Origin of the sequence: Herbaspirillum lusitanum (genome assembly GCF_046025995.1) — a bacterium.
Lineage (GTDB): Bacteria > Pseudomonadota > Gammaproteobacteria > Burkholderiales > Burkholderiaceae_D > Herbaspirillum > Herbaspirillum lusitanum_A.
In genome coordinates this window covers 40,488-59,884 of record NZ_JAQQFM010000015.1, presented here as the reverse complement: position 1 = coordinate 59,884, position 19,397 = coordinate 40,488, and the positions used below count along the sequence as shown (strand labels likewise).

Here is a 19,397-nt window from a genome sequence, read left to right as displayed (position 1 = left end):
GCGTCGTAAATCCGCGAACGGGGTCAGGCTGGGGCAAACTTGGCTTGACCCTTTGACCTTTTGGGAATAAACTCGCGAGTTCTCGAATTTAGGCTCTCCTGGGCTTAAGCGTTCTTTGGTCTGCATTTTTTCGCCTTCCGCGACGCTTCTCCCATTTCTAGCTAAATCGAATGCACAGGCTGTAGCGGTGCAAGTTTCGAGTTTCCTGAGTGTTTCCGGGCAACCGTTTCCGGAATCATGTTATCAATGTTGTACTTTGTTGGATTAAAACGATGCCAACCATCAATCAATTGATTCGCAAGCCACGCGTCTCCGCGACCGTGAAAAGCAAATCGCCGGCGCTGGAAAACAGCCCGCAGAAACGTGGCGTTTGCACCCGCGTTTACACCACCACTCCTAAGAAGCCTAACTCGGCGCTGCGTAAGGTCGCCAAGGTACGTCTGACCAACGGCTTCGAAGTGATTTCGTACATCGGCGGCGAAGGCCACAACCTGCAAGAGCACAGTGTCGTTCTGCTGCGCGGCGGCCGGGTAAAGGATTTGCCGGGTGTGCGTTACCACATGGTTCGCGGTGCACTGGATACCCAGGGCGTCAAGGATCGTAAGCAAGCGCGTTCGAAGTACGGTACCAAGCGTGCCAAGGCTGCGAAGAAGTAATTTGTTTTTTCTCCGGCGCAAGCCAGATGAAAATGTGTCGGTCCGAACGGGCCGAGTAAGTGGGGGTCAAAATGACTGCCCGCGAGTGCAGGCGAGAGTATGTATCCGCTCCGCTCACTCAACTGAAGACTGAAAGGAATTGAAATGCCACGTCGTCGTGAAGTACCCAAGCGGGAAATTCTGCCGGATCCAAAATTCGGTAACGTTGAAGTAGCCAAGTTCGTTAACGTGCTGATGCTGTCCGGCAAGAAGTCGGTTGCAGAAAACATCATCTACGGTGCGTTCGATCACATCCAGACCAAGACTGGCAAGGATCCGCTGGAAGTGTTTTCGGCAGCGCTGAACAACTGCAAGCCTATGGTTGAAGTGAAGTCGCGTCGCGTTGGCGGCGCCAACTACCAGGTGCCAGTTGAAGTGCGTCCAGTTCGCCGTATGGCGCTGTCGATGCGCTGGCTGCGTGAAGCTGCTAACAAGCGCAGCGAAAAATCGATGCCGCAACGTCTGGGTGGCGAGTTGATCGAAGCGGCTGAAGGCCGTGGCGGTGCGATGAAGAAGCGTGACGAAGTTCACCGTATGGCTGAAGCGAACAAGGCGTTCTCGCACTTCCGCTTCTAACAAGACTGGACAGGCCTTCGGCATGCAGGTGAAGGTCTGGTCCGTATCTGAAAATTTGTTCGAGCCGAGCGCATATTTGGTAAAAGTGGCGCTCGGTTTCGTGCATTAAAGACTTAGGAATAAATCATGGCTCGCAAGACCCCCATTGAGCGCTATCGCAACATCGGCATTTCGGCTCACATCGATGCTGGTAAGACAACCACGACTGAGCGCGTGCTGTTTTACACCGGCGTGAACCACAAGATTGGTGAGGTGCATGATGGCGCCGCAACCATGGACTGGATGGAGCAAGAGCAAGAGCGCGGTATCACTATTACTTCCGCTGCGACTACCTGTTTCTGGAAGGGCATGGCGAACAACTTCCCAGCTCACCACATCAACATTATCGACACCCCGGGCCACGTTGACTTCACGATTGAAGTCGAGCGCTCGATGCGTGTTCTGGATGGCGCTTGCATGGTTTACTGTGCAGTCGGCGGCGTGCAGCCACAGTCGGAAACTGTGTGGCGTCAAGCTAACAAGTACAAGGTTCCACGTCTGGCGTTCGTCAACAAGATGGACCGTACCGGCGCGAACTTCTTCAAGGTCTACGAGCAAATGCGTGCTCGCCTGAAGGCTAATCCTATCCCTATGCAAGTGCCTATCGGCGCCGAAGAAAACTTCGAAGGCGTGATCGATCTGGTCAAGATGCAAGCGATCTACTGGGACGACGCTTCCCAGGGCATGAAGTTCGACTATCGCGACATCCCTGAAGGCCTGAAGGCTGAAGCGCAGAAATGGCGTGAAAACCTGGTCGAAACAGCGGCTGAAGCATCGGAAGAACTGATGAACAAGTACCTGGAAGAAGGCGATCTGACTGAAGCTGAAATCAAGGTCGCGATCCGTCAGCGCACCATCGCCGGCGAAATCGTCCCGATGATGTGCGGTACTGCGTTCAAGAACAAGGGCGTGCAAGCGATGCTGGACGGCGTGATCGAATACCTGCCGTCGCCGGTTGATATTCCTCCTGTTCCTGGCATGGATGAAGACGACGAGCCAGTCGTGCGTAAAGCAGAAGACACCGAGAAGTTCTCGGCGCTGGCATTCAAGATCGCAACTGACCCGTTCGTCGGTCAGCTGTGCTTCATCCGTTGCTACTCGGGTACCCTGAATTCGGGCGACACCGTGTTCAACTCGGTGAAGTCGAAGAAAGAGCGTATCGGCCGTATCGTTCAGATGCACGCCAACCAACGTGAAGAAATCAAGGAAATGCTGGCAGGCGACATCGCCGCAGTCGTGGGTCTGAAAGACACCACCACCGGCGACACCCTGTGCGACGACAAGGCTGTGGTCGTGCTGGAGCGCATGGTGTTCCCAGAGCCAGTGATCTCGCAGGCTGTTGAGCCTAAGACCAAGGCCGACCAAGAAAAGATGGGCCTGGCGCTGAACCGTCTGGCTGCAGAAGATCCGTCCTTCCGCGTGCGTACCGACGAAGAATCGGGTCAGACCATCATCGCCGGTATGGGCGAGTTGCACCTGGACATTATCGTCGACCGCATGAAGCGTGAATTCAACGTTGAAGCGACCGTCGGCAAGCCACAGGTCGCTTACCGCGAAACCATCCGCAAGACTTGCGAAGAGTCCGAAGGCAAGTTCGTCAAGCAATCCGGTGGCCGTGGTCAGTACGGTCACGTGGTTCTGAAGATCGAGCCGCAAGAACCGGGCAAGGGTTTCGAATTCGTCGACGCGATCAAGGGCGGTACCGTTCCTCGCGAATTCATCCCGGCAGTTGAAAAGGGTGTGCGTGAAACACTGAACACCGGCGTGTTGGCCGGCTACCCAGTGGTTGACGTCAAGGTCACGCTGTTCTTCGGTTCGTACCACGATGTGGACTCGAACGAAAACGCGTTCCGCATGGCCGGTTCGATGGCGTTCAAGGACGGTTGCCGTCGCGCCAGCCCGGTCATCCTCGAGCCGATGATGGCCGTGGAAGTGGAAACACCGGAAGACTACGCTGGTACCGTGATGGGCGATCTGTCGTCCCGCCGCGGTATGGTGCAGGGTATGGATGAAATCGCCGGCGGTGGCGGCAAGATCATCAAGGCCGAAGTGCCTCTGTCGGAAATGTTCGGTTACTCGACTTCGCTGCGCTCCGCAACGCAAGGTCGTGCGACTTATTCGATGGAATTCAAGCACTACTCTGAAGCACCGAAGAACGTCATCGACGCGATCGTTACTTCCAAGGCCAAGTAATAAGTTTTGCTCGCTGCCGGCATGCGTCGGTAGCGAGTTTTCAATTGTTAAGAAAATCGTTCTTTTTGAAGGAAGTGCAAAATGGCAAAAGGTAAATTCGAGCGGACCAAGCCGCACGTCAACGTCGGCACGATTGGTCACGTTGACCACGGCAAGACCACGCTGACAGCAGCAATCGCAACCGTGTTGTCGAAGAAATTCGGCGGCGAAGCGAAGGCCTACGATCAGATTGATGCAGCGCCAGAAGAAAAGGCACGCGGCATCACCATCAACACAGCTCACGTTGAATACGAAACAGCCAACCGCCACTACGCGCACGTTGACTGCCCAGGCCACGCCGACTATGTGAAGAACATGATCACTGGCGCAGCGCAGATGGACGGCGCGATCCTGGTGTGTTCGGCTGCAGACGGCCCAATGCCACAGACCCGCGAACACATCCTGCTGTCGCGTCAGGTCGGCGTTCCTTACATCATCGTGTTCCTGAACAAGGCCGACATGGTGGATGATGAAGAGCTGCTGGAACTGGTCGAAATGGAAGTGCGCGAGCTGTTGACCAAGTACGAATTCCCAGGCGACGATCTGCCAATCATCAAGGGTTCGGCCAAGCTGGCGCTGGAAGGCGACACAGGTCCCTTGGGCGAGCAAGCGATCATGGCACTGGCCGAAGCGCTGGACACCTACATCCCGACACCGGAACGTGCTGTTGACGGCGCCTTCCTGCTGCCAGTGGAAGACGTGTTCTCGATTTCGGGTCGCGGCACCGTGGTGACCGGCCGTGTTGAACGCGGTATCGTGAAGGTCGGCGAAGCACTGCAAATCGTCGGTATTCGCGACACACAAGACACAGTGTGCACCGGCGTCGAAATGTTCCGCAAGCTGCTGGACCAAGGTCAGGCAGGCGACAACGTTGGCGTGCTGCTGCGCGGCACCAAGCGTGAAGACGTGGAGCGCGGTCAAGTTCTGGCGAAGCCAAACTCGATCAAGCCACACAAGCACTTCACAGGCGAAATCTACGTTCTGTCGAAGGACGAAGGCGGCCGTCACACACCATTCTTCAACAACTATCGTCCACAGTTCTACTTCCGTACAACGGACGTGACTGGTTCGATCGAGTTGCCGAAGGACAAGGAAATGGTTATGCCAGGCGACAACGTGTCGATCACAGTGATGCTGATCAACCCGATCGCGATGGAAGAAGGTCTGCGCTTCGCGATCCGCGAAGGTGGCCGTACTGTTGGCGCCGGTGTGGTTGCCAAGATTCTGGCTGACGCGTAATAGTAAAGTAGTAAACAGTCAGTAGTAATTATTTGTCATTGCCGCGGGTGGCTGTCATCCGCGGTTCGTTCTTTAAAGGAAAATCATGTCAGTTCCTAGCCAAAAAATCCGCATCCGCCTGAAGGCATTCGACTATCGTCTGATCGACCAGTCCGCACTGGAAATCGTAGACACAGCCAAGCGCACCGGCGCGGTTGTCAAGGGCCCGGTCCCATTGCCAACACGCATCCAGCGTTTCGACGTTCTGCGTTCGCCGCACGTCAACAAGACATCGCGCGATCAGTTCGAAATCCGTACCCATCAGCGTCTGATGGATATCGTTGATCCGACCGACAAGACGGTTGATGCATTGATGAAGCTGGATCTGCCTGCTGGCGTTGATGTAGAAATCAAGCTGCAATAAGCAGAAAACTGTTGGAAAAGCGCACAACCTGTGGTTGTGCGCTGTTTTTTTTCGGGCTATAATGCTCGGCTTCGATGTGGGTTTGCGTCTGCGAACCCGCAATTATTGGTAGTGCAAACATCAGCCCCGCCCAATCGCAGGCGGGAATGGAGAAAAAATGAGCCTGGGCCTTGTTGGTCGCAAGGTTGGTATGATGCGCATCTTCACGGAAGATGGGGATTCGATCCCTGTGACCGTGCTGGACGTATCGAACAACCGCGTGACACAAATCAAAACGCCTGAATTGGATGGTTATTCTGCCGTTCAGGTCACCTATGGTCAGCGTCGCGCGTCCCGCGTGACTAAAGCTGCCGCCGGTCACTTCGCCAAAGCTGGCGTAGAAGCTGGTTCCGTGTTGAAAGAATTCCGCGTAGATGCTGCTAAAGCCGCCGAACTGAAGGCAGGCGATGTCGTTGCCGTCAGCCTGTTCGAGGCTGGTCAAAAGGTCGACGTGCAGGGCGTGTCGATCGGTAAGGGCTATGCCGGTACCATCAAGCGTTACAACTTCGCATCGGGTCGTGCATCGCACGGTAACTCCCGTTCGCACAATGTGCCGGGTTCTATCGGTATGGCGCAGGATCCAGGTCGCGTGTTTCCTGGTAAGCGCATGACCGGTCACCTGGGTGACGTGACTTGCACCGTGCAGAATCTGGAAATTGCACGTGTTGATGCAGAACGTCAATTGCTGTTGGTGAAGGGCGCTGTTCCTGGCGCCAAGAACGGTCAAGTGGTCGTTTTGCCTGCAGTTAAAGTCAAGGCGAAGAAGGGAGCCCAATAATGGAACTGAAGCTCCTGAATGACCAAGGTCAAGCTGCTTCGAACGTCGCTGCACCGGATACTATTTTCGGTCGTGATTACAACGAAGCCCTGATTCACCAAGTCGTGGTTGCTTACCAAGCGAATGCTCGCAGCGGTAACCGCAAGCAAAAAGACCGTGAAGAAGTCAGCCACACCACCAAGAAGCCATGGCGTCAAAAAGGTACGGGTCGTGCTCGTGCCGGTATGTCGTCGTCCCCTCTGTGGCGCGGCGGTGGTCGTATTTTCCCGAACTCGCCTGACGAAAACTTCACGCACAAGGTCAACAAGAAGATGTATCGCGCAGGTGTCTGCTCGATTCTGTCTCAGTTGGCTCGCGAAGGTCGTCTGTCGGTTGTTGAAGACTTCGCAGTGGAAGCTCCGAAGACCAAGCTGCTGTCGCAAAAGCTGAAGAGCATGGGTCTGGATTCGGTGCTGGTTATTACTGACAGCCTGGACGAAAACATGCTGCTGGCATCGCGCAATCTGCCTGGCGTGCTGGTCGTCGAGCCGCGTCAAGCTGATCCTGTATCGCTGGTGTTCTACAAGAACGTGCTGATCACCAAGCAGGCATTGGCCAAGATTGAGGAGTTGCTGGCATGAACGCAATCGTGAAACATAGCGAAGAGCGCCTGATGAAGGTGCTGCTGGCGCCGGTGATCTCTGAAAAAGCGACTTTCGTTGCCGAGAAAAACGAGCAAGTCGTTTTTCTGGTCGCGAAAGATGCAACCAAGCTGGAAGTGAAGGCTGCGGTTGAGTTGCTGTTCAAGGTGGAAGTTGAGTCCGTGCAAGTTGCAAACCGTCAAGGTAAGCAAAAGCGCTCGGGCCGCACCATGGGCCGTCGCAACCACACCCGTCGCGCTTTCGTCAGCCTGAAGCCCGGTCAAGAAATCAACTTTACCGAGGAGGCTAAATAATGGCACTCGTAAAAGTAAAGCCAACCTCGCCCGGTCGGCGCGGTATGGTGAAGGTCGTCAACAGCGACCTGTACAAGGGTCGTCCGTTTGCGGCTCTGATTGAGAAGAAATCCAAGACTGCTGGCCGTAACAACAACGGTCACATCACTACTCGCCACATCGGCGGTGGTCACAAGCAACACTACCGTATTGTTGACTTCCGTCGCAATAAGGATGGTATTGCAGCCAAGGTCGAACGTATTGAATACGATCCTAACCGTACTGCGCACATTGCTTTGCTGTGCTATGCAGACGGCGAGCGCAAGTACATCATCGCTCCTAAGGGTCTGACAGTCGGTGATCAGCTGTTGAGCGGCGCGGAAGCGCCAATCAAGGCCGGTAACACACTGCCTATCCGCAACATTCCGGTCGGTACGACCATCCACTGCGTGGAAATGCTGCCAGGCAAGGGTGCTCAAATCGCCCGTACTGCCGGCGCTGGTGTTGTGCTGATGGCGCGTGAAGGTACCTACGCTCAGGTTCGTCTGCGTTCCGGCGAAGTGCGCCGCATTCACATCGAGTGCCGTGCAACGATCGGTGAAGTCGGTAACGGCGAGCACAATCTGCGCAAGATCGGTAAAGCTGGTGCAATGCGTTGGCGCGGTGTTCGCCCGACAGTGCGTGGTGTGGTCATGAATCCGGTGGATCACCCGCACGGTGGTGGTGAAGGTAAGACAGCAGCTGGCCGTCATCCGGTTTCGCCGTGGGGTCAGCAGACCAAGGGCAAGAAGACTCGTAGCAACAAGCGTACGACTTCCATGATTGTCTCGCGTCGCGGCAAGAAATAAGGGATAAAACATGACACGTTCATTGAAAAAAGGTCCATTCTGCGACGCTCACCTGGTCAAAAAGGTAGAGACAGCGCAAGCGACTAAAGACAAGAAGCCAATCAAGACATGGTCGCGTCGTTCGACAATCATGCCTGACTTCATTGGTTTGACGATCGCGGTGCATAACGGCAAGCAGCACGTGCCGGTTTATGTGTCGGAAAACATGGTTGGTCACAAGCTCGGCGAATTCGCGCTGACCCGTACGTTCAAGGGTCACGCCGCCGACAAGAAGGCTAAGAAATAAGGTCCTATGATGGAAACTAAAGCTATCCTGCGCGGTGTGCACCTGTCGGCTCAAAAGGGCCGCCTGGTTGCAGACCTGATCCGCGGTAAAAAAGTTGATCAAGCACTGAATATCTTGGCCTTCAGCCCGAAGAAGGGTTCGGCAATCATCAAGCGTGTTCTGGAGTCCGCCATTGCGAACGCCGAGCACAATGATGGTGCTGACATCGACGAACTGAAAGTCAAGACCATTTATGTGGAAAAGGGTGCGGTCCTGAAGCGCTTCACAGCGCGAGCAAAGGGCCGTGGAGATCGTATTTCCAAGCAGTCGTGTCACATTTACGTGACCGTCGGAAACTAAGGAGTCACGATGGGACAGAAGATTCATCCAACCGGTTTCCGTCTGGCGGTTACACGTAATTGGGGTTCGCGTTGGTATGCAGGCAATAGCAATTTTGCCGAAATGCTGAATGAAGACCTGAAGGTGCGTGCTTACCTGAAGAAGAAACTGAAGAACGCTTCGGTTGGTCGCGTCGTGATCGAGCGTCCGGCGAAGAATGCCCGTATCACCATTTACAGCTCCCGTCCGGGTGTTGTGATCGGTAAGAAGGGTGAAGACATCGAAGTGCTGAAGACTGCACTGGCCAAGCTGATGGGCGTGCCCGTGCACGTCAACATCGAAGAAATCCGCAAGCCGGAAGCCGATGCTCAGTTGATCGCCGATTCGATCGCCCAGCAGCTGGAAAAGCGCATCATGTTCCGTCGCGCAATGAAGCGTGCGATGCAAAATGCAATGCGTCTGGGTGCTCAAGGCATCAAGATCATGTCGTCGGGTCGTCTGAACGGTATTGAAATTGCACGTACCGAGTGGTATCGCGAAGGCCGCGTGCCTCTGCACACTCTGCGCGCTGATATCGATTACGGCTTCAGCGAAGCTGAGACAACCTACGGCATCATCGGCATCAAGGTGTGGGTCTACAAGGGTGATCGCCTGGCTAACGGCGAAGCTCCAGTGTTGGTCGGTGAGCCTGAAGACGACAAGAAGCGTCGTGGTCCACGTCGTGATGATGGCAAGCCAGGTGCTCGTCCTCGTCCTAAGACTGGTCCGGGTGCTGCACCAGCTGGCGCCAAGCGCGCACCTCGTGCCGCTCAACCTGCCGATGCGGGTGTGTCGGCTGAGAAAGCAGGAGAATAATCATGCTGCAACCAGCACGTAGAAAATATCGTAAAGAACAGAAAGGTCGTAATACGGGTATTTCGCACTCGCGCGGAACAGCCGTATCGTTTGGCGACTTTGGTCTGAAGGCAGTCGGCCGTGGCCGTATCACTGCACGTCAGATCGAAGCAGCGCGTCGTGCGATGACCCGTCACATCAAGCGCGGTGGTCGTATCTGGATCCGCGTTTTCCCGGACAAGCCGATTTCCCAGAAGCCTGCTGAAGTTCGTATGGGTAATGGTAAGGGTAATCCGGAGTACTACGTGGCTGAAATTCAGCCAGGTAAGGTGCTGTACGAGATGGACGGTGTTGACGAAGCTCTGGCGCGTGAAGCGTTCCGTTTGGCTGCGGCCAAATTGCCATTGTCGACGACTTTTGTTGTTCGTCAAGTCGGTCAATAATAGGAGCGGAACATGAATGCAACAGAACTCCGCGGTAAAGATAAAGCTGCTCTGGAAAAAGAGCTGGGCGCGCTGTTGAAGGCCCAGTTCAGCCTGCGTATGCAGGTTGCAACTCAGCAACTGAACAATACCGCTCAACTGAAAAAAGTACGTCGCGACATCGCACGTGTGAAAACAGTGATCAATTCGAAGGATGGTCAACAATGAACGATCAAGTGAAACAAGCGCTCAAGCGCACGCTGATTGGCAAAGTTGTGTCCGACAAGATGGACAAGACTGTTACCGTCCTGATCGAACGTCACGTCAAGCACCCGCTGTACGGCAAAATCATCGTGCGTACCAAGAAGTACCACGCACATGACGAGTCGAACACGGCAAAGGCTGGCGACACCGTTGAGATCCAGGAAGGTCGTCCAGTTTCCAAGACCAAAGCTTGGAATGTGACACGCGTTGTACAGGAAGCACAAATCGTATAAGTAGTACTTGCTAGCTCAGTATTATGGTGACATAATACTGAGCTTCACCTTTGCTTCTTGGTGTTTGGCAAGGCGTGATGCAAAAGTAGCTTAATCGTCCCCTAACTAGCGAGTTCGCTTGCTAACAGGACCAAGACTGACCGCGTTTCACATTGTGTGGCTTGCGGATTAAGTTGGGAAAGAAAATATCATGATTCAAACTGAAAGCCGGCTCGAAGTAGCCGACAACACTGGTGCGCGCGAAGTTTTGTGCATCAAGGTCTTGGGTGGTTCCAAGCGCCGCTATGCGGGCATTGGTGACGTGATCAAAGTTACTGTTAAGAGCGCAGCTCCACGCGGTCGCGTCAAAAAAGGTGAAATTTATAACGCTGTCGTCGTGCGTACCGCTAAGGGTGTGCGTCGTCAGGATGGTTCGTTGGTCAAGTTCGATGGTAATGCAGCAGTTCTGCTGAACGCCAAGCTTGAGCCGATCGGCACCCGTATTTTTGGGCCGGTGACTCGTGAGCTGCGTACAGAACGCTTCATGAAGATCGTGTCCCTGGCCCCTGAAGTTCTGTAAGGAGTGGTCATGGCAAAGATTCGTAAAAACGATGAAGTCATCGTGTTGACCGGCAAAGACAAGGGCAAGCGCGGCGTCGTGTCGGCTCGCGTCAGCGCCGATTACGTTATTGTGGAAGGCGTGAACGTCGCTAAGAAAGCGGTCAAGCCTAACCCGATGACTGGTGCAACTGGCGGCATCGTCGATAAGCTGATGCCAATTCATGTGTCGAATATCGCGTTGTTCAACGCGGCTTCCGGCAAGGCAGATCGTGTGGCTTTCAAAGATGTGGACGGCAAAAAAGTCCGCTCTTTCAAATCCAGCGGCGAAGTCGTTAAGGTTTAATCATCATGGCACGTCTTCAACAGTTCTATAAAGATAAAGTCGTTGCCGACTTGACTTCGAAGTATTCCTACAAGTCGGTAATGGAAGTTCCGCGCATTCTGAAGATCACATTGAACATGGGTCTGTCGGAAGCCGTAGCTGACAAGAAAATCATCGAGCACGCAGTTGGCGATCTGACCAAGATCGCCGGCCAAAAGCCGGTTGTGACCAAGGCCCGCAAGGCTATCGCGGGTTTCAAGATCCGTGAAGGTTATCCGATCGGTTGCATGGTTACTCTGCGTGGCGCTCAAATGTACGAATTCCTGGATCGTCTGATCACCGTGGCTCTGCCGCGCGTGCGTGACTTCCGCGGTGTTTCCGGTCGTGCATTCGATGGTCGTGGTAACTACAACATCGGTGTGAAAGAGCAGATCATTTTCCCCGAAATCGAGTACGACAAGATCGATGCGCTGCGTGGTCTGAATATCAGTATCACGACAACCGCGAAGACCGACGATGAAGCGAAATCGCTCCTCGCCGCATTTAAATTTCCGTTCAGAAACTGAGGCTGCCATGGCAAAACTGGCACTGATTAACCGTGAACAAAAGCGCGCCGACCTGGTGAAGAAGTATGCCGGCAAGCGCGCCGAGTTGAAGGCTATTATCGACGACCAATCGAAGTCGGAAGAAGAGCGCTATGAAGCTCGTCTGAAGTTGCAGGCTCTGCCGCGCAACTCCGCTCCGACACGCCAACGTAACCGTTGCGCTCTGACCGGTCGTCCACGTGGTACTTTCCGTAAATTCGGATTGGGCCGTATCAAGGTCCGTGAAATCGCCATGCGAGGCGAGATTCCCGGTTTGACCAAAGCTAGCTGGTAATAGGAGAACAAGCAATGAGTATGAGCGATCCTATCGCCGATATGCTGACCCGTATCCGCAATGCACAGGGCGTCCAGAAGACGACTGTTGCCATGCCTTCTTCCAAAGTGAAGATCGCAATTGCCAACGTCCTGAAGGACGAGGGTTATATCGAGGATTTCGCCGTTGCCGAAACAGGTGGCAAGGCTGAGTTGAAAATTGGTTTGAAATATTACGCTGGTCGTCCGGTCATCGAACGTCTTGAGCGCGTATCCCGTCCAGGGCTGCGTATCTACAAGGGTAAGGATGATATTCCTACCGTGATGAACGGCCTGGGCGTGGCGATTGTGTCCACTCCGCAAGGCGTGATGACAGATCGCAAAGCACGCGCAACCGGTGTCGGTGGCGAAGTTATTTGCTACGTGGCCTAAGGAGTGCAATATGTCTCGTGTTGGTAAAATGCCGATTGCACTGCCGAGTGGCGCGGAAGCGACCATTACTGCAGCGCAGATCACTGTGAAGGGCCCTCTGGGCTCGCTTTCCCAGCCGTTGACCGGCCTGGTGAAGGTTGCAAACAACAATGGCACGCTGAGCTTTGAAGTGGCTGATGAAAGCCGTGAAGCAAATGCGATGTCCGGTACCCTGCGCGCCCTGGTCAATAACATGGTCAATGGCGTCACTAAGGGTTTCGAAAAGAAGCTGAATTTGGTTGGCGTGGGTTTCCGTGCGCAAGCTCAGGGTGACAAGTTGAATCTGTCGCTCGGTTTTTCGCACCCGATCGTGCATCTGATGCCTGCCGGCATCAAGTGCGAGACCCCGACGCAAACCGAGATCTTAATCAAGGGTATTGACCGCCAGGTGGTGGGTCAGGTTGCCGCTGAAATCCGTGCTTACCGTGAGCCAGAGCCCTACAAGGGCAAGGGTGTGCGTTACTCGGACGAAGTCGTGACGCTCAAAGAAACCAAGAAGAAGTAATAGGGGTTGACGATGGATAAGAAACAATCTCGTCTGCGCCGCGCGACTCAAACCCGCGCCAAGATCGCAGAATTAAAGGTGACTCGCCTGGCCGTGCATCGTACCAATACGCACATTTACGCCAGCATCATCGGCCCTGACGCTAACGTGCTGGCTTCCGCTTCGACGCTGGAAGCTGAAGTTCGCCAACAGCTGGCAGGCCAGTCGGGCAAGGGCGGCAACGCTGCTGCTGCGACTCTGGTTGGCAAGCGTGTTGCTGAAAAAGCACTGAAGGCTGGAGTGACCGAAGTGGCGTTTGACCGTTCGGGTTTCCGTTATCACGGTCGCGTCAAGGCGCTGGCTGAGGCTGCGCGTGAAGCCGGCCTGAAGTTCTAAGGGATATCATCATGGCAAAAATGCAATCGAAGATGCAAAGCGACAAGCCGGATGACGGCATGCGCGAAAAGATGATCGCGGTCAACCGTGTCACCAAAGTGGTGAAGGGTGGTCGTATCATGGGTTTCGCCGCGCTGGCAGTGGTTGGTGACGGCGATGGCCGTATCGGCATGGGCAAGGGCAAGTCGAAAGAAGTGCCTGTCGCCGTGCAGAAGGCAATGGAAGAAGCGCGTCGCAAGATGATCAAAGTGACACTGAAGAACGGTACTGTGCAACACACCGTCAACGGTAAGCACGGTGCATCGTCGGTGATGATCTCCCCGGCCAAGGACGGTACTGGCGTTATCGCCGGCGGTCCAATGCGTGCGATCTTCGAAGTGATGGGCGTATCGAATGTTGTGGCGAAATCGACTGGTTCGACCAACCCATACAACATGGTGCGTGCAACTATCGACGGTTTGTCCAAAATGAACACTCCAGCAGAAATTGCAGCCAAGCGCGGCAAGTCTGTTGAAGATATCCTGGGCTGAGGTGATACAGATGGCTAATAAAATCAAAGTCCAACTGGTCAAGGGTCTGATCGGTACACGTCAGGACCACCGCGCAACAGTGCGTGGTCTGGGTCTGCGTCGCGTCAACTCGGTTTCCGAGCTGGAAGACACCCCATCGGTGCGCGGCATGATCAATAAAGTGTCCTATCTTGTGAAAGTTGTTTCGTAAGCGGTTGCTTGCGAACGGAGCGAATCATGGAATTAAACACAATCCAACCCGCAGATGGCGCTAAGCACTACAAGCGTCGCGTCGGTCGTGGCATCGGTTCCGGCATCGGTAAGACTGCCGGCCGTGGTCACAAGGGTCAAAAATCGCGTTCGGGCGGTTTCCACAAGGTCGGTTTCGAAGGCGGTCAAATGCCTCTGCAACGCCGTCTGCCAAAGCGTGGTTTCAAGTCGATGGCCACGCCATACAAGGCTGAAGTGCGTTTGTCGGATCTGGAAAAGCTGCCAGTCGCTGAAATCGATGTGCTGGCACTGAAGCAAGCCGGCCTGGTATCGGAACTGGCCCGTGTCGTCCGCATCATCAAGGCTGGCGAGCTGACCAAGAAGGTAACTGTCAAGGGTCTGATCGCGACCAAGGGTGCAAAGGCTGCTATTGAAGCTGCCGGCGGCTCGGTCGCAGAGTGATCGTTGGCTCGGAGTATTAATTGGCAACTTCTCCTCAATTAGCAAAAGGCGCTGCAAAAGGTTTCCCATGGAGCCGTTTGTGGTTCCTGCTGGGGGCGTTGATCGTCTATCGCGTCGGTGCACATATTCCGGTTCCGGGTATTGATCCTACGCAGCTGGCGCAGTTGTTCAAGCAAAATCAAGGCGGCATCCTGGGCATGTTCAACATGTTCTCCGGTGGCGCACTGTCGCGCTTCACTATTTTCGCGCTCGGTATCATGCCGTATATTTCGGCATCGATCATCATGCAGCTGTTGTCGGTTGTATCGCCGCAGCTGGAAGCCTTGAAAAAAGAAGGTGAAGCCGGTCGTCGCAAGATCACTCAGTACACGCGTTACGGCACTCTGGTGCTGGCGACGTTTCAGGCACTGGGTATTGCGGTGGCGCTGGAATCGCAAGCTGGTCTGGTGTTGGATCCTGGTCTCGCGTTTCGCCTGACGACGGTTGTGACGCTGATCACAGGTACGATGTTCCTGATGTGGCTGGGTGAGCAAATCACCGAGCGTGGTCTGGGCAATGGTATCTCGATCATTATCTTCGCCGGTATCGCTGCAGGTTTGCCAAATGCTCTGGGTGGTTTGTTCGAGCTGGTTCGCACCGGTTCCATGAGCGCACTGTCGGCTATTCTGATTTGCGTGATTGTGGCGCTGGTGACTTTCCTGGTGGTGTTCATTGAACGCGGCCAACGCAAGATCCTGGTGAACTATGCCAAGCGTCAGGTCGGTAACAAGATCTATGGCGGCCAAAGCAGTCACTTGCCGCTGAAGCTGAACATGGCAGGTGTGATTCCACCGATCTTTGCATCGTCGATCATTCTGTTCCCGGCAACGATCACCAGCTGGTTTACATCGGGAGACACCTCCAATCCCTTCATTCGTTTTCTGAAGGATCTGGCGGCATCGATGGCGCCGGGTGAACCGATTCACGCTTTGCTGTATGCGATCGCGATTGTCTTCTTCTGCTTCTTCTATACCGCGCTGGTGTTCAACAGCAAGGAAACGGCAGATAACCTGAAGAAGAGCGGCGCGTTTGTTCCGGGGATTCGTCCTGGTGACCAGACTGCTCGTTACATCGACAAGATCCTGATGCGTCTGACGCTGGCTGGTGCGGTCTACATCACACTGGTTTGCTTGCTGCCCGAGTTTTTGATTGCACGCTGGAAGGTGCCTTTCTACTTCGGTGGTACGTCGCTTCTGATTATTGTGGTCGTGACGATGGACTTCATGGCACAGGTACAGAATTACGTAATGTCGCAGCAGTACGAATCGTTGCTCCGCAAGGCTAATTTCAAGGGTGGCATCACTCCGCGCTAAGCGGTGGTGACACTCCCAAAGGAACAAGAAGACCGAATGGCAAAAGACGACGTTATTCAGATGCAGGGTGAGATTCTTGAGAATCTCCCCAATGCGACATTCAGAGTTAAGTTGGAAAACGGACACGTTGTGCTGGGCCACATCTCCGGCAAGATGCGAATGAACTATATCCGCATCCTCCCTGGAGACAAGGTGACAGTGGAACTGACCCCTTATGATTTGAGCCGGGCACGCATCGTGTTCCGTACCAAGTAAGTGAATCGAACCTAGTATTGAAAGAAAGAGGGCCACAATGAAAGTGCTCGCATCAGTCAAGCGGATCTGCCGCAACTGCAAGATCATCAAGCGCAAAGGCGTCGTTCGTGTCATCTGCACCGAACCGCGTCATAAACAGCGCCAAGGTTAATTTAACGTTATTGATCGAGGAATAACGCATGGCACGTATTGCAGGGGTAAACATCCCCAACCATCAACACACTGTTATCGGCCTGACGGCGATTTATGGTGTTGGCCGCCCACGTGCGCAAGAAATTTGCGCTAGCACGGGTGTTCCGACCAACAAAAAGGTCAAGGATCTGGACGACAACGAGCTCGAAAAGCTGCGTGACGAAATCGCCAAGTTCGTCGTTGAAGGCGATCTGCGTCGTGAACTGTCCATGAACATCAAGCGTTTGATGGACTTGGGTTGCTATCGCGGCCTGCGTCATCGTCGCGGCTTGCCAGTGCGTGGTCAGCGTACCCGTACCAATGCGCGTACACGCAAGGGTCCGCGTAAGGCAGCTCAATCGTTGAAGAAATAATCCCGGCGTTCGCTAGTCGCTTGTCGGATTCAAGGAAATAATTATGGCAAAGAGCCCAAATAACGCAGCAGCATCGCGTGTACGTAAGAAAGTTAAGAAGAACGTTGCAGAAGGTATCGCGCACGTTCACGCTTCGTTCAACAACACCATCATCACGATCACCGATCGTCAGGGCAATGCTCTGTCGTGGGCGACATCGGGTGGCGCTGGCTTCAAGGGTTCGCGTAAGTCGACACCGTTTGCTGCACAGGTAGCTGCTGAAGCAGCTGGCAAAGTGGCAGTCGAGTGCGGCATCAAGAATCTGGAAGTGCGTATCAAGGGCCCAGGTCCAGGCCGTGAATCCGCAGTGCGTGCACTGAACAACCTGGGTATCAAGATCACCCAGATTCAGGACGTGACTCCGGTCCCGCACAACGGTTGCCGTCCGCCGAAGCGCCGTCGTATCTAAATCTGTAGTAGAATCGCTGGTTCTCTGCAGTCACTACCCGCCAAATCAGTTTGGCGGGTTTTGTTCTTAAGCCCACCGTTTGATAGCAGGCAGATCAAACTAGCGTCCAGACCGCGTCTGGGACGTCATTACTAAAGGAAATACCGTGGCACGTTATATCGGACCAAAAGCAAAACTCTCCCGCCGCGAAGGCACCGACCTGTTCCTGAAGAGCGCACGTCGTTCGCTGGATTCCAAGTGCAAACTGGATTCCAAGCCAGGTCAACATGGCCGCACTTCGGGTGCACGTACCTCCGACTACGGCAACCAGCTGCGCGAAAAGCAAAAAGTGAAGCGTATGTACGGCGTCCTCGAGCGTCAGTTCCGCCGCTACTTCGCTGAAGCCGATCGCCGCAAGGGCAACACCGGCGAAACACTGCTGAAGCTGCTGGAAGGTCGTCTGGACAACGTCGTTTATCGCATGGGTTTCGGTTCGACTCGCTCGGAAGCGCGTCAACTGGTGTCCCACAAGGCGCTGACCGTCAACGGTATCGTCGTGAACATCGCTTCGTACCAGGTCAAGGCCGGCGACGTCGTCGCTGTGCGTGAAAAGGCCAAGAAGCAAGTGCGTATCGCTGAAGCGCTGTCGCTGGCAGAGCAATCCGGTTTCCCATCGTGGGTTTCCGTGGATGCGAAGAAGCTGGAAGGCACCTTCAAGTCGTCGCCTGACCGTACTGAAATCGCCAACGACGTCAACGAATCGCTGATCGTCGAACTGTATTCCCGTTAATCAGAAATCGAGCTTTTCTTGTGCCCACCGATTCGGTGGGCATTTTTCGTAATGCCATCAGCCTTATCGGTGTAACGAACCGAGGGTATTGAAAAGGACATTTCATGCAAAACAGTTTGTTGAAGCCACGTATTATCGAAGTAGAAGCACTGGGTGCCGGTCACGCCAAAGTCGTGATGGAGCCGTTTGAGCGTGGCTATGGTCACACTCTGGGCAATGCGCTGCGCCGTGTTCTGCTGTCGACAATGACTGGCTATGCACCGACCGAAGTGACTATCGCCGGCGTCGTGCACGAGTATTCTTCCCTCGACGGCGTGCAGGAAGACGTCGTCGATATCCTGCTGAATCTGAAGGGCGTGGTCTTCAAGTTGCATAACCGCGACGAAGTCACTCTGACACTGAAAAAAGAAGGCGAAGGCGTGGTGCTGGCATCGGATATCGATCTGCCGCACGATGTCGAGCTGATCAACCCTGACCACGTGATCGCCAACCTGACCGGTGGCGGCAAGCTGGACATGCAGATCAAGGTTGAAAAGGGCCGCGGCTATGTGCCGGGCAACGTTCGCCGTCTGAGCGAAGACACCAACAAGACCATCGGCCGCATCATTCTGGATGCATCGTTCTCGCCAGTGCGCCGTGTTTCCTACGCTGTCGAATCGGCGCGTGTGGAACAGCGTACCGACCTGGACAAGCTGGTCATCAACATCGAAACCAACGGTGTGATCACACCTGAAGAAGCGATTCGTCAATCGGCACGCGTGCTGGTTGATCAGCTGAACGTGTTCGCTGCTCTGGAAGGTACCGAAACGACTGCAGAAGCGCCATCGCGTGCGCCGCAGGTCGATCCTATCCTGCTGCGTCCAGTCGACGACCTGGAACTGACAGTACGTTCGGCAAACTGCCTGAAGGCCGAAAACATTTACTACATCGGCGACCTGATCCAGCGCAGCGAAAACGAACTGCTGAAGACACCGAATCTGGGCCGCAAGTCCCTGAACGAAATCAAGGAAGTTCTGGCATCGCGCGGTCTGACTCTGGGCATGAAGCTGGAAAACTGGCCGCCAGCCGGTCTGGAAAAGTAATAAGTAATACGCGGTCGTCGGCCATGTTGTTTCAGCCGGCGACCGTGATCTGCGGTTGGCCGGCGCGACATGAGTTCGACGCCGCCAGTCATTCAATCCTCACCGGTCCGCGATATCGAGACGATATCGATAGAAGAGCTGGATTAAAACTGTAACTCGAAAGGAAATATCATGCGTCACCGTCACGGTCTTCGTAAACTGAATCGTACTTCGTCCCACCGTCTGGCCATGCTGCGCAACATGACAGTGTCCCTGCTGCGTCATGAAGCCATCAAGACAACTCTGCCAAAAGCCAAGGAACTGCGCCGCGTCGTCGAGCCTATCCTGACTCTGGGCAAGACCGACACCCTGGCCAACAAGCGTCTGGCATTCAGCCGTCTGCGCGATCGCGAAATCGTCGGCAAGCTGTTCTCGGAACTGGGTCCACGTTACGCTGCACGTAACGGCGGCTACCTGCGTATTCTGAAGATGGGTTTCCGCCAAGGCGACAACGCTCCTATGGCGTTCGTTGAGCTGGTTGACCGTCCTGAAATCAGCAGCGCAGATGACGCACCGACTGCAGAGTAATCGCAGGCA

Annotated in this window: 33 protein-coding genes; all 33 read left to right on the top strand. The window is 54.6% G+C overall.

Features of this window, described 5'->3' with window-relative positions:
* Window positions 1-272 precede the first annotated feature (272 nt).
* The 33 genes from rpsL (at window position 273) to rplQ (ending at window position 19,388) form a co-directional block, all read left to right on the top strand.
* Window positions 273-656 (top strand): 30S ribosomal protein S12, encoded by a 384-nt coding sequence (gene rpsL / locus PQR62_RS24440; protein WP_408160682.1) that lies wholly within the window; start codon window positions 273-275, stop codon window positions 654-656.
* Window positions 657-800: 144 nt separating this feature from the next.
* Window positions 801-1,271, top strand: a complete 471-nt coding sequence (rpsG, locus tag PQR62_RS24435) for a 30S ribosomal protein S7 (protein WP_050465778.1) — start codon at window positions 801-803, stop codon at window positions 1,269-1,271.
* A 126-nt stretch (window positions 1,272-1,397) separates the two neighbouring features.
* The gene (gene fusA / locus PQR62_RS24430; protein WP_408160681.1) at window positions 1,398-3,503 is read left to right on the top strand and encodes an elongation factor G; all 2,106 of its coding nucleotides are present in this window, start codon (window positions 1,398-1,400) and stop codon (window positions 3,501-3,503) included.
* 81 nt (window positions 3,504-3,584) lie between these two features.
* Entirely contained in the window at window positions 3,585-4,781 is a 1,197-nt protein-coding gene (gene tuf, locus PQR62_RS24425; RefSeq protein WP_408160680.1) for an elongation factor Tu, read from the top strand.
* An 85-nt stretch (window positions 4,782-4,866) separates the two neighbouring features.
* The gene (gene rpsJ, locus PQR62_RS24420) at window positions 4,867-5,184 is read left to right on the top strand and encodes a 30S ribosomal protein S10 (RefSeq protein ID WP_006464935.1); all 318 of its coding nucleotides are present in this window, start codon (window positions 4,867-4,869) and stop codon (window positions 5,182-5,184) included.
* Window positions 5,185-5,341: 157 nt separating this feature from the next.
* A complete protein-coding gene (gene rplC, locus PQR62_RS24415) occupies window positions 5,342-6,001 on the top strand; it encodes a 50S ribosomal protein L3 (RefSeq protein ID WP_408160679.1) in 660 nt (219 codons plus the stop codon).
* Window positions 6,001-6,621 carry a 50S ribosomal protein L4 gene (rplD, locus tag PQR62_RS24410; RefSeq protein ID WP_408160678.1) on the top strand — a complete coding sequence of 207 codons (621 nt, stop codon included), beginning with the start codon at window positions 6,001-6,003 and terminating at the stop codon, window positions 6,619-6,621. Before rplC ends, rplD begins: the two co-directional genes overlap by 1 nt.
* A complete protein-coding gene (gene rplW, locus PQR62_RS24405; RefSeq protein ID WP_290977820.1) occupies window positions 6,618-6,935 on the top strand; it encodes a 50S ribosomal protein L23 in 318 nt (105 codons plus the stop codon). The genes rplD and rplW overlap by 4 nt, the downstream gene beginning before the upstream one ends.
* Window positions 6,935-7,762: a 50S ribosomal protein L2 gene (gene rplB, locus PQR62_RS24400; RefSeq protein ID WP_408160677.1), complete on the top strand. Its 828-nt coding sequence runs from the start codon at window positions 6,935-6,937 to the stop codon at window positions 7,760-7,762. Before rplW ends, rplB begins: the two co-directional genes overlap by 1 nt.
* Before the next feature lie 10 nt (window positions 7,763-7,772).
* Window positions 7,773-8,048 carry a 30S ribosomal protein S19 gene (gene rpsS / locus PQR62_RS24395; RefSeq protein WP_050461705.1) on the top strand — a complete coding sequence of 92 codons (276 nt, stop codon included), beginning with the start codon at window positions 7,773-7,775 and terminating at the stop codon, window positions 8,046-8,048.
* 6 nt (window positions 8,049-8,054) lie between these two features.
* Window positions 8,055-8,387: a 50S ribosomal protein L22 gene (gene rplV, locus PQR62_RS24390; protein ID WP_408160676.1), complete on the top strand. Its 333-nt coding sequence runs from the start codon at window positions 8,055-8,057 to the stop codon at window positions 8,385-8,387.
* A 9-nt stretch (window positions 8,388-8,396) separates the two neighbouring features.
* Entirely contained in the window at window positions 8,397-9,221 is an 825-nt protein-coding gene (gene rpsC, locus PQR62_RS24385; protein ID WP_408160675.1) for a 30S ribosomal protein S3, read from the top strand.
* 2 nt (window positions 9,222-9,223) lie between these two features.
* A complete protein-coding gene (rplP, locus tag PQR62_RS24380; protein ID WP_408160674.1) occupies window positions 9,224-9,643 on the top strand; it encodes a 50S ribosomal protein L16 in 420 nt (139 codons plus the stop codon).
* Window positions 9,644-9,655: 12 nt separating this feature from the next.
* Window positions 9,656-9,850 carry a 50S ribosomal protein L29 gene (rpmC, locus tag PQR62_RS24375; RefSeq protein WP_408160673.1) on the top strand — a complete coding sequence of 65 codons (195 nt, stop codon included), beginning with the start codon at window positions 9,656-9,658 and terminating at the stop codon, window positions 9,848-9,850.
* Window positions 9,847-10,119, top strand: coding sequence for a 30S ribosomal protein S17 (gene rpsQ, locus PQR62_RS24370; RefSeq protein ID WP_408160672.1), 273 nt, complete (start codon window positions 9,847-9,849; stop codon window positions 10,117-10,119). The genes rpmC and rpsQ overlap by 4 nt, the downstream gene beginning before the upstream one ends.
* 190 nt (window positions 10,120-10,309) lie before the next feature.
* Window positions 10,310-10,678, top strand: coding sequence for a 50S ribosomal protein L14 (gene rplN, locus PQR62_RS24365; RefSeq protein WP_006464924.1), 369 nt, complete (start codon window positions 10,310-10,312; stop codon window positions 10,676-10,678).
* A 9-nt stretch (window positions 10,679-10,687) separates the two neighbouring features.
* Entirely contained in the window at window positions 10,688-11,002 is a 315-nt protein-coding gene (gene rplX / locus PQR62_RS24360) for a 50S ribosomal protein L24 (RefSeq protein ID WP_408160671.1), read from the top strand.
* A gap of 5 nt (window positions 11,003-11,007) precedes the next feature.
* Entirely contained in the window at window positions 11,008-11,547 is a 540-nt protein-coding gene (gene rplE / locus PQR62_RS24355) for a 50S ribosomal protein L5 (RefSeq protein WP_408160670.1), read from the top strand.
* Window positions 11,548-11,554: 7 nt separating this feature from the next.
* On the top strand, window positions 11,555-11,860 hold the full coding sequence (rpsN, locus tag PQR62_RS24350; RefSeq protein ID WP_007875333.1) for a 30S ribosomal protein S14: 306 nt from the start codon (window positions 11,555-11,557) through the stop codon (window positions 11,858-11,860).
* A gap of 14 nt (window positions 11,861-11,874) precedes the next feature.
* A complete protein-coding gene (gene rpsH, locus PQR62_RS24345) occupies window positions 11,875-12,270 on the top strand; it encodes a 30S ribosomal protein S8 (protein ID WP_408160669.1) in 396 nt (131 codons plus the stop codon).
* Window positions 12,271-12,280: 10 nt separating this feature from the next.
* On the top strand, window positions 12,281-12,814 hold the full coding sequence (gene rplF, locus PQR62_RS24340) for a 50S ribosomal protein L6 (protein ID WP_408160667.1): 534 nt from the start codon (window positions 12,281-12,283) through the stop codon (window positions 12,812-12,814).
* Between the two features lie 12 nt (window positions 12,815-12,826).
* The gene (rplR, locus tag PQR62_RS24335; RefSeq protein WP_408160666.1) at window positions 12,827-13,189 is read left to right on the top strand and encodes a 50S ribosomal protein L18; all 363 of its coding nucleotides are present in this window, start codon (window positions 12,827-12,829) and stop codon (window positions 13,187-13,189) included.
* An 11-nt stretch (window positions 13,190-13,200) separates the two neighbouring features.
* On the top strand, window positions 13,201-13,719 hold the full coding sequence (rpsE, locus tag PQR62_RS24330) for a 30S ribosomal protein S5 (protein WP_408160665.1): 519 nt from the start codon (window positions 13,201-13,203) through the stop codon (window positions 13,717-13,719).
* Window positions 13,720-13,729: 10 nt separating this feature from the next.
* The gene (rpmD, locus tag PQR62_RS24325) at window positions 13,730-13,909 is read left to right on the top strand and encodes a 50S ribosomal protein L30 (RefSeq protein ID WP_408160664.1); all 180 of its coding nucleotides are present in this window, start codon (window positions 13,730-13,732) and stop codon (window positions 13,907-13,909) included.
* A 26-nt stretch (window positions 13,910-13,935) separates the two neighbouring features.
* Window positions 13,936-14,370, top strand: coding sequence for a 50S ribosomal protein L15 (gene rplO, locus PQR62_RS24320; RefSeq protein WP_408160663.1), 435 nt, complete (start codon window positions 13,936-13,938; stop codon window positions 14,368-14,370).
* Window positions 14,371-14,390: 20 nt separating this feature from the next.
* The gene (gene secY, locus PQR62_RS24315) at window positions 14,391-15,722 is read left to right on the top strand and encodes a preprotein translocase subunit SecY (RefSeq protein WP_408160662.1); all 1,332 of its coding nucleotides are present in this window, start codon (window positions 14,391-14,393) and stop codon (window positions 15,720-15,722) included.
* Window positions 15,723-15,758: 36 nt separating this feature from the next.
* On the top strand, window positions 15,759-15,977 hold the full coding sequence (gene infA, locus PQR62_RS24310) for a translation initiation factor IF-1 (RefSeq protein WP_005663428.1): 219 nt from the start codon (window positions 15,759-15,761) through the stop codon (window positions 15,975-15,977).
* A 37-nt stretch (window positions 15,978-16,014) separates the two neighbouring features.
* Window positions 16,015-16,128, top strand: a complete 114-nt coding sequence (rpmJ, locus tag PQR62_RS24305) for a 50S ribosomal protein L36 (RefSeq protein ID WP_014004415.1) — start codon at window positions 16,015-16,017, stop codon at window positions 16,126-16,128.
* Between the two features lie 28 nt (window positions 16,129-16,156).
* Window positions 16,157-16,522, top strand: a complete 366-nt coding sequence (rpsM, locus tag PQR62_RS24300; protein ID WP_408160661.1) for a 30S ribosomal protein S13 — start codon at window positions 16,157-16,159, stop codon at window positions 16,520-16,522.
* Window positions 16,523-16,565: 43 nt separating this feature from the next.
* Window positions 16,566-16,970, top strand: coding sequence for a 30S ribosomal protein S11 (gene rpsK, locus PQR62_RS24295; RefSeq protein WP_408160660.1), 405 nt, complete (start codon window positions 16,566-16,568; stop codon window positions 16,968-16,970).
* Between the two features lie 145 nt (window positions 16,971-17,115).
* On the top strand, window positions 17,116-17,739 hold the full coding sequence (gene rpsD / locus PQR62_RS24290) for a 30S ribosomal protein S4 (RefSeq protein ID WP_408160659.1): 624 nt from the start codon (window positions 17,116-17,118) through the stop codon (window positions 17,737-17,739).
* A gap of 104 nt (window positions 17,740-17,843) precedes the next feature.
* Window positions 17,844-18,821 (top strand): DNA-directed RNA polymerase subunit alpha, encoded by a 978-nt coding sequence (locus tag PQR62_RS24285; RefSeq protein WP_408160658.1) that lies wholly within the window; start codon window positions 17,844-17,846, stop codon window positions 18,819-18,821.
* A gap of 171 nt (window positions 18,822-18,992) precedes the next feature.
* Window positions 18,993-19,388, top strand: coding sequence for a 50S ribosomal protein L17 (gene rplQ, locus PQR62_RS24280; protein ID WP_408160657.1), 396 nt, complete (start codon window positions 18,993-18,995; stop codon window positions 19,386-19,388).
* Window positions 19,389-19,397 lie beyond the last annotated feature (9 nt).

Excerpts from the sequence above, each read along its gene's own strand:
- rplB (WP_408160677.1), top strand. The coding sequence starts at position 6,935 with ATGGCACTCGTAAAAGTAAAGCCAACCTCGCCCGGTCGGCGCGGTATG.
- rplR (WP_408160666.1), top strand. The coding sequence starts at position 12,827 with ATGGATAAGAAACAATCTCGTCTGCGCCGCGCGACTCAAACCCGCGCC.
- rpsN (WP_007875333.1), top strand. The coding sequence starts at position 11,555 with ATGGCAAAACTGGCACTGATTAACCGTGAACAAAAGCGCGCCGACCTG.
- tuf (WP_408160680.1), top strand. The coding sequence starts at position 3,585 with ATGGCAAAAGGTAAATTCGAGCGGACCAAGCCGCACGTCAACGTCGGC.
- rpsG (WP_050465778.1), top strand. The coding sequence starts at position 801 with ATGCCACGTCGTCGTGAAGTACCCAAGCGGGAAATTCTGCCGGATCCA.
- rpsK (WP_408160660.1), top strand. The coding sequence starts at position 16,566 with ATGGCAAAGAGCCCAAATAACGCAGCAGCATCGCGTGTACGTAAGAAA.
- rplQ (WP_408160657.1), top strand. The coding sequence starts at position 18,993 with ATGCGTCACCGTCACGGTCTTCGTAAACTGAATCGTACTTCGTCCCAC.
- rplO (WP_408160663.1), top strand. The coding sequence starts at position 13,936 with ATGGAATTAAACACAATCCAACCCGCAGATGGCGCTAAGCACTACAAG.
- rplP (WP_408160674.1), top strand. The coding sequence starts at position 9,224 with ATGCTGCAACCAGCACGTAGAAAATATCGTAAAGAACAGAAAGGTCGT.
- rplE (WP_408160670.1), top strand. The coding sequence starts at position 11,008 with ATGGCACGTCTTCAACAGTTCTATAAAGATAAAGTCGTTGCCGACTTG.
- rpsL (WP_408160682.1), top strand. The coding sequence starts at position 273 with ATGCCAACCATCAATCAATTGATTCGCAAGCCACGCGTCTCCGCGACC.
- rpmC (WP_408160673.1), top strand. The coding sequence starts at position 9,656 with ATGAATGCAACAGAACTCCGCGGTAAAGATAAAGCTGCTCTGGAAAAA.
- rplD (WP_408160678.1), top strand. The coding sequence starts at position 6,001 with ATGGAACTGAAGCTCCTGAATGACCAAGGTCAAGCTGCTTCGAACGTC.
- rplV (WP_408160676.1), top strand. The coding sequence starts at position 8,055 with ATGATGGAAACTAAAGCTATCCTGCGCGGTGTGCACCTGTCGGCTCAA.
- fusA (WP_408160681.1), top strand. The coding sequence starts at position 1,398 with ATGGCTCGCAAGACCCCCATTGAGCGCTATCGCAACATCGGCATTTCG.
- rpsQ (WP_408160672.1), top strand. The coding sequence starts at position 9,847 with ATGAACGATCAAGTGAAACAAGCGCTCAAGCGCACGCTGATTGGCAAA.
- infA (WP_005663428.1), top strand. The coding sequence starts at position 15,759 with ATGGCAAAAGACGACGTTATTCAGATGCAGGGTGAGATTCTTGAGAAT.
- rpsH (WP_408160669.1), top strand. The coding sequence starts at position 11,875 with ATGAGTATGAGCGATCCTATCGCCGATATGCTGACCCGTATCCGCAAT.
- rplN (WP_006464924.1), top strand. The coding sequence starts at position 10,310 with ATGATTCAAACTGAAAGCCGGCTCGAAGTAGCCGACAACACTGGTGCG.
- rpsJ (WP_006464935.1), top strand. The coding sequence starts at position 4,867 with ATGTCAGTTCCTAGCCAAAAAATCCGCATCCGCCTGAAGGCATTCGAC.
- rplW (WP_290977820.1), top strand. The coding sequence starts at position 6,618 with ATGAACGCAATCGTGAAACATAGCGAAGAGCGCCTGATGAAGGTGCTG.
- rplC (WP_408160679.1), top strand. The coding sequence starts at position 5,342 with ATGAGCCTGGGCCTTGTTGGTCGCAAGGTTGGTATGATGCGCATCTTC.
- rplF (WP_408160667.1), top strand. The coding sequence starts at position 12,281 with ATGTCTCGTGTTGGTAAAATGCCGATTGCACTGCCGAGTGGCGCGGAA.
- rpsS (WP_050461705.1), top strand. The coding sequence starts at position 7,773 with ATGACACGTTCATTGAAAAAAGGTCCATTCTGCGACGCTCACCTGGTC.
- rplX (WP_408160671.1), top strand. The coding sequence starts at position 10,688 with ATGGCAAAGATTCGTAAAAACGATGAAGTCATCGTGTTGACCGGCAAA.
- PQR62_RS24285 (WP_408160658.1), top strand. The coding sequence starts at position 17,844 with ATGCAAAACAGTTTGTTGAAGCCACGTATTATCGAAGTAGAAGCACTG.
- rpmJ (WP_014004415.1), top strand. The coding sequence starts at position 16,015 with ATGAAAGTGCTCGCATCAGTCAAGCGGATCTGCCGCAACTGCAAGATC.
- rpmD (WP_408160664.1), top strand. The coding sequence starts at position 13,730 with ATGGCTAATAAAATCAAAGTCCAACTGGTCAAGGGTCTGATCGGTACA.
- rpsE (WP_408160665.1), top strand. The coding sequence starts at position 13,201 with ATGGCAAAAATGCAATCGAAGATGCAAAGCGACAAGCCGGATGACGGC.
- rpsM (WP_408160661.1), top strand. The coding sequence starts at position 16,157 with ATGGCACGTATTGCAGGGGTAAACATCCCCAACCATCAACACACTGTT.
- rpsC (WP_408160675.1), top strand. The coding sequence starts at position 8,397 with ATGGGACAGAAGATTCATCCAACCGGTTTCCGTCTGGCGGTTACACGT.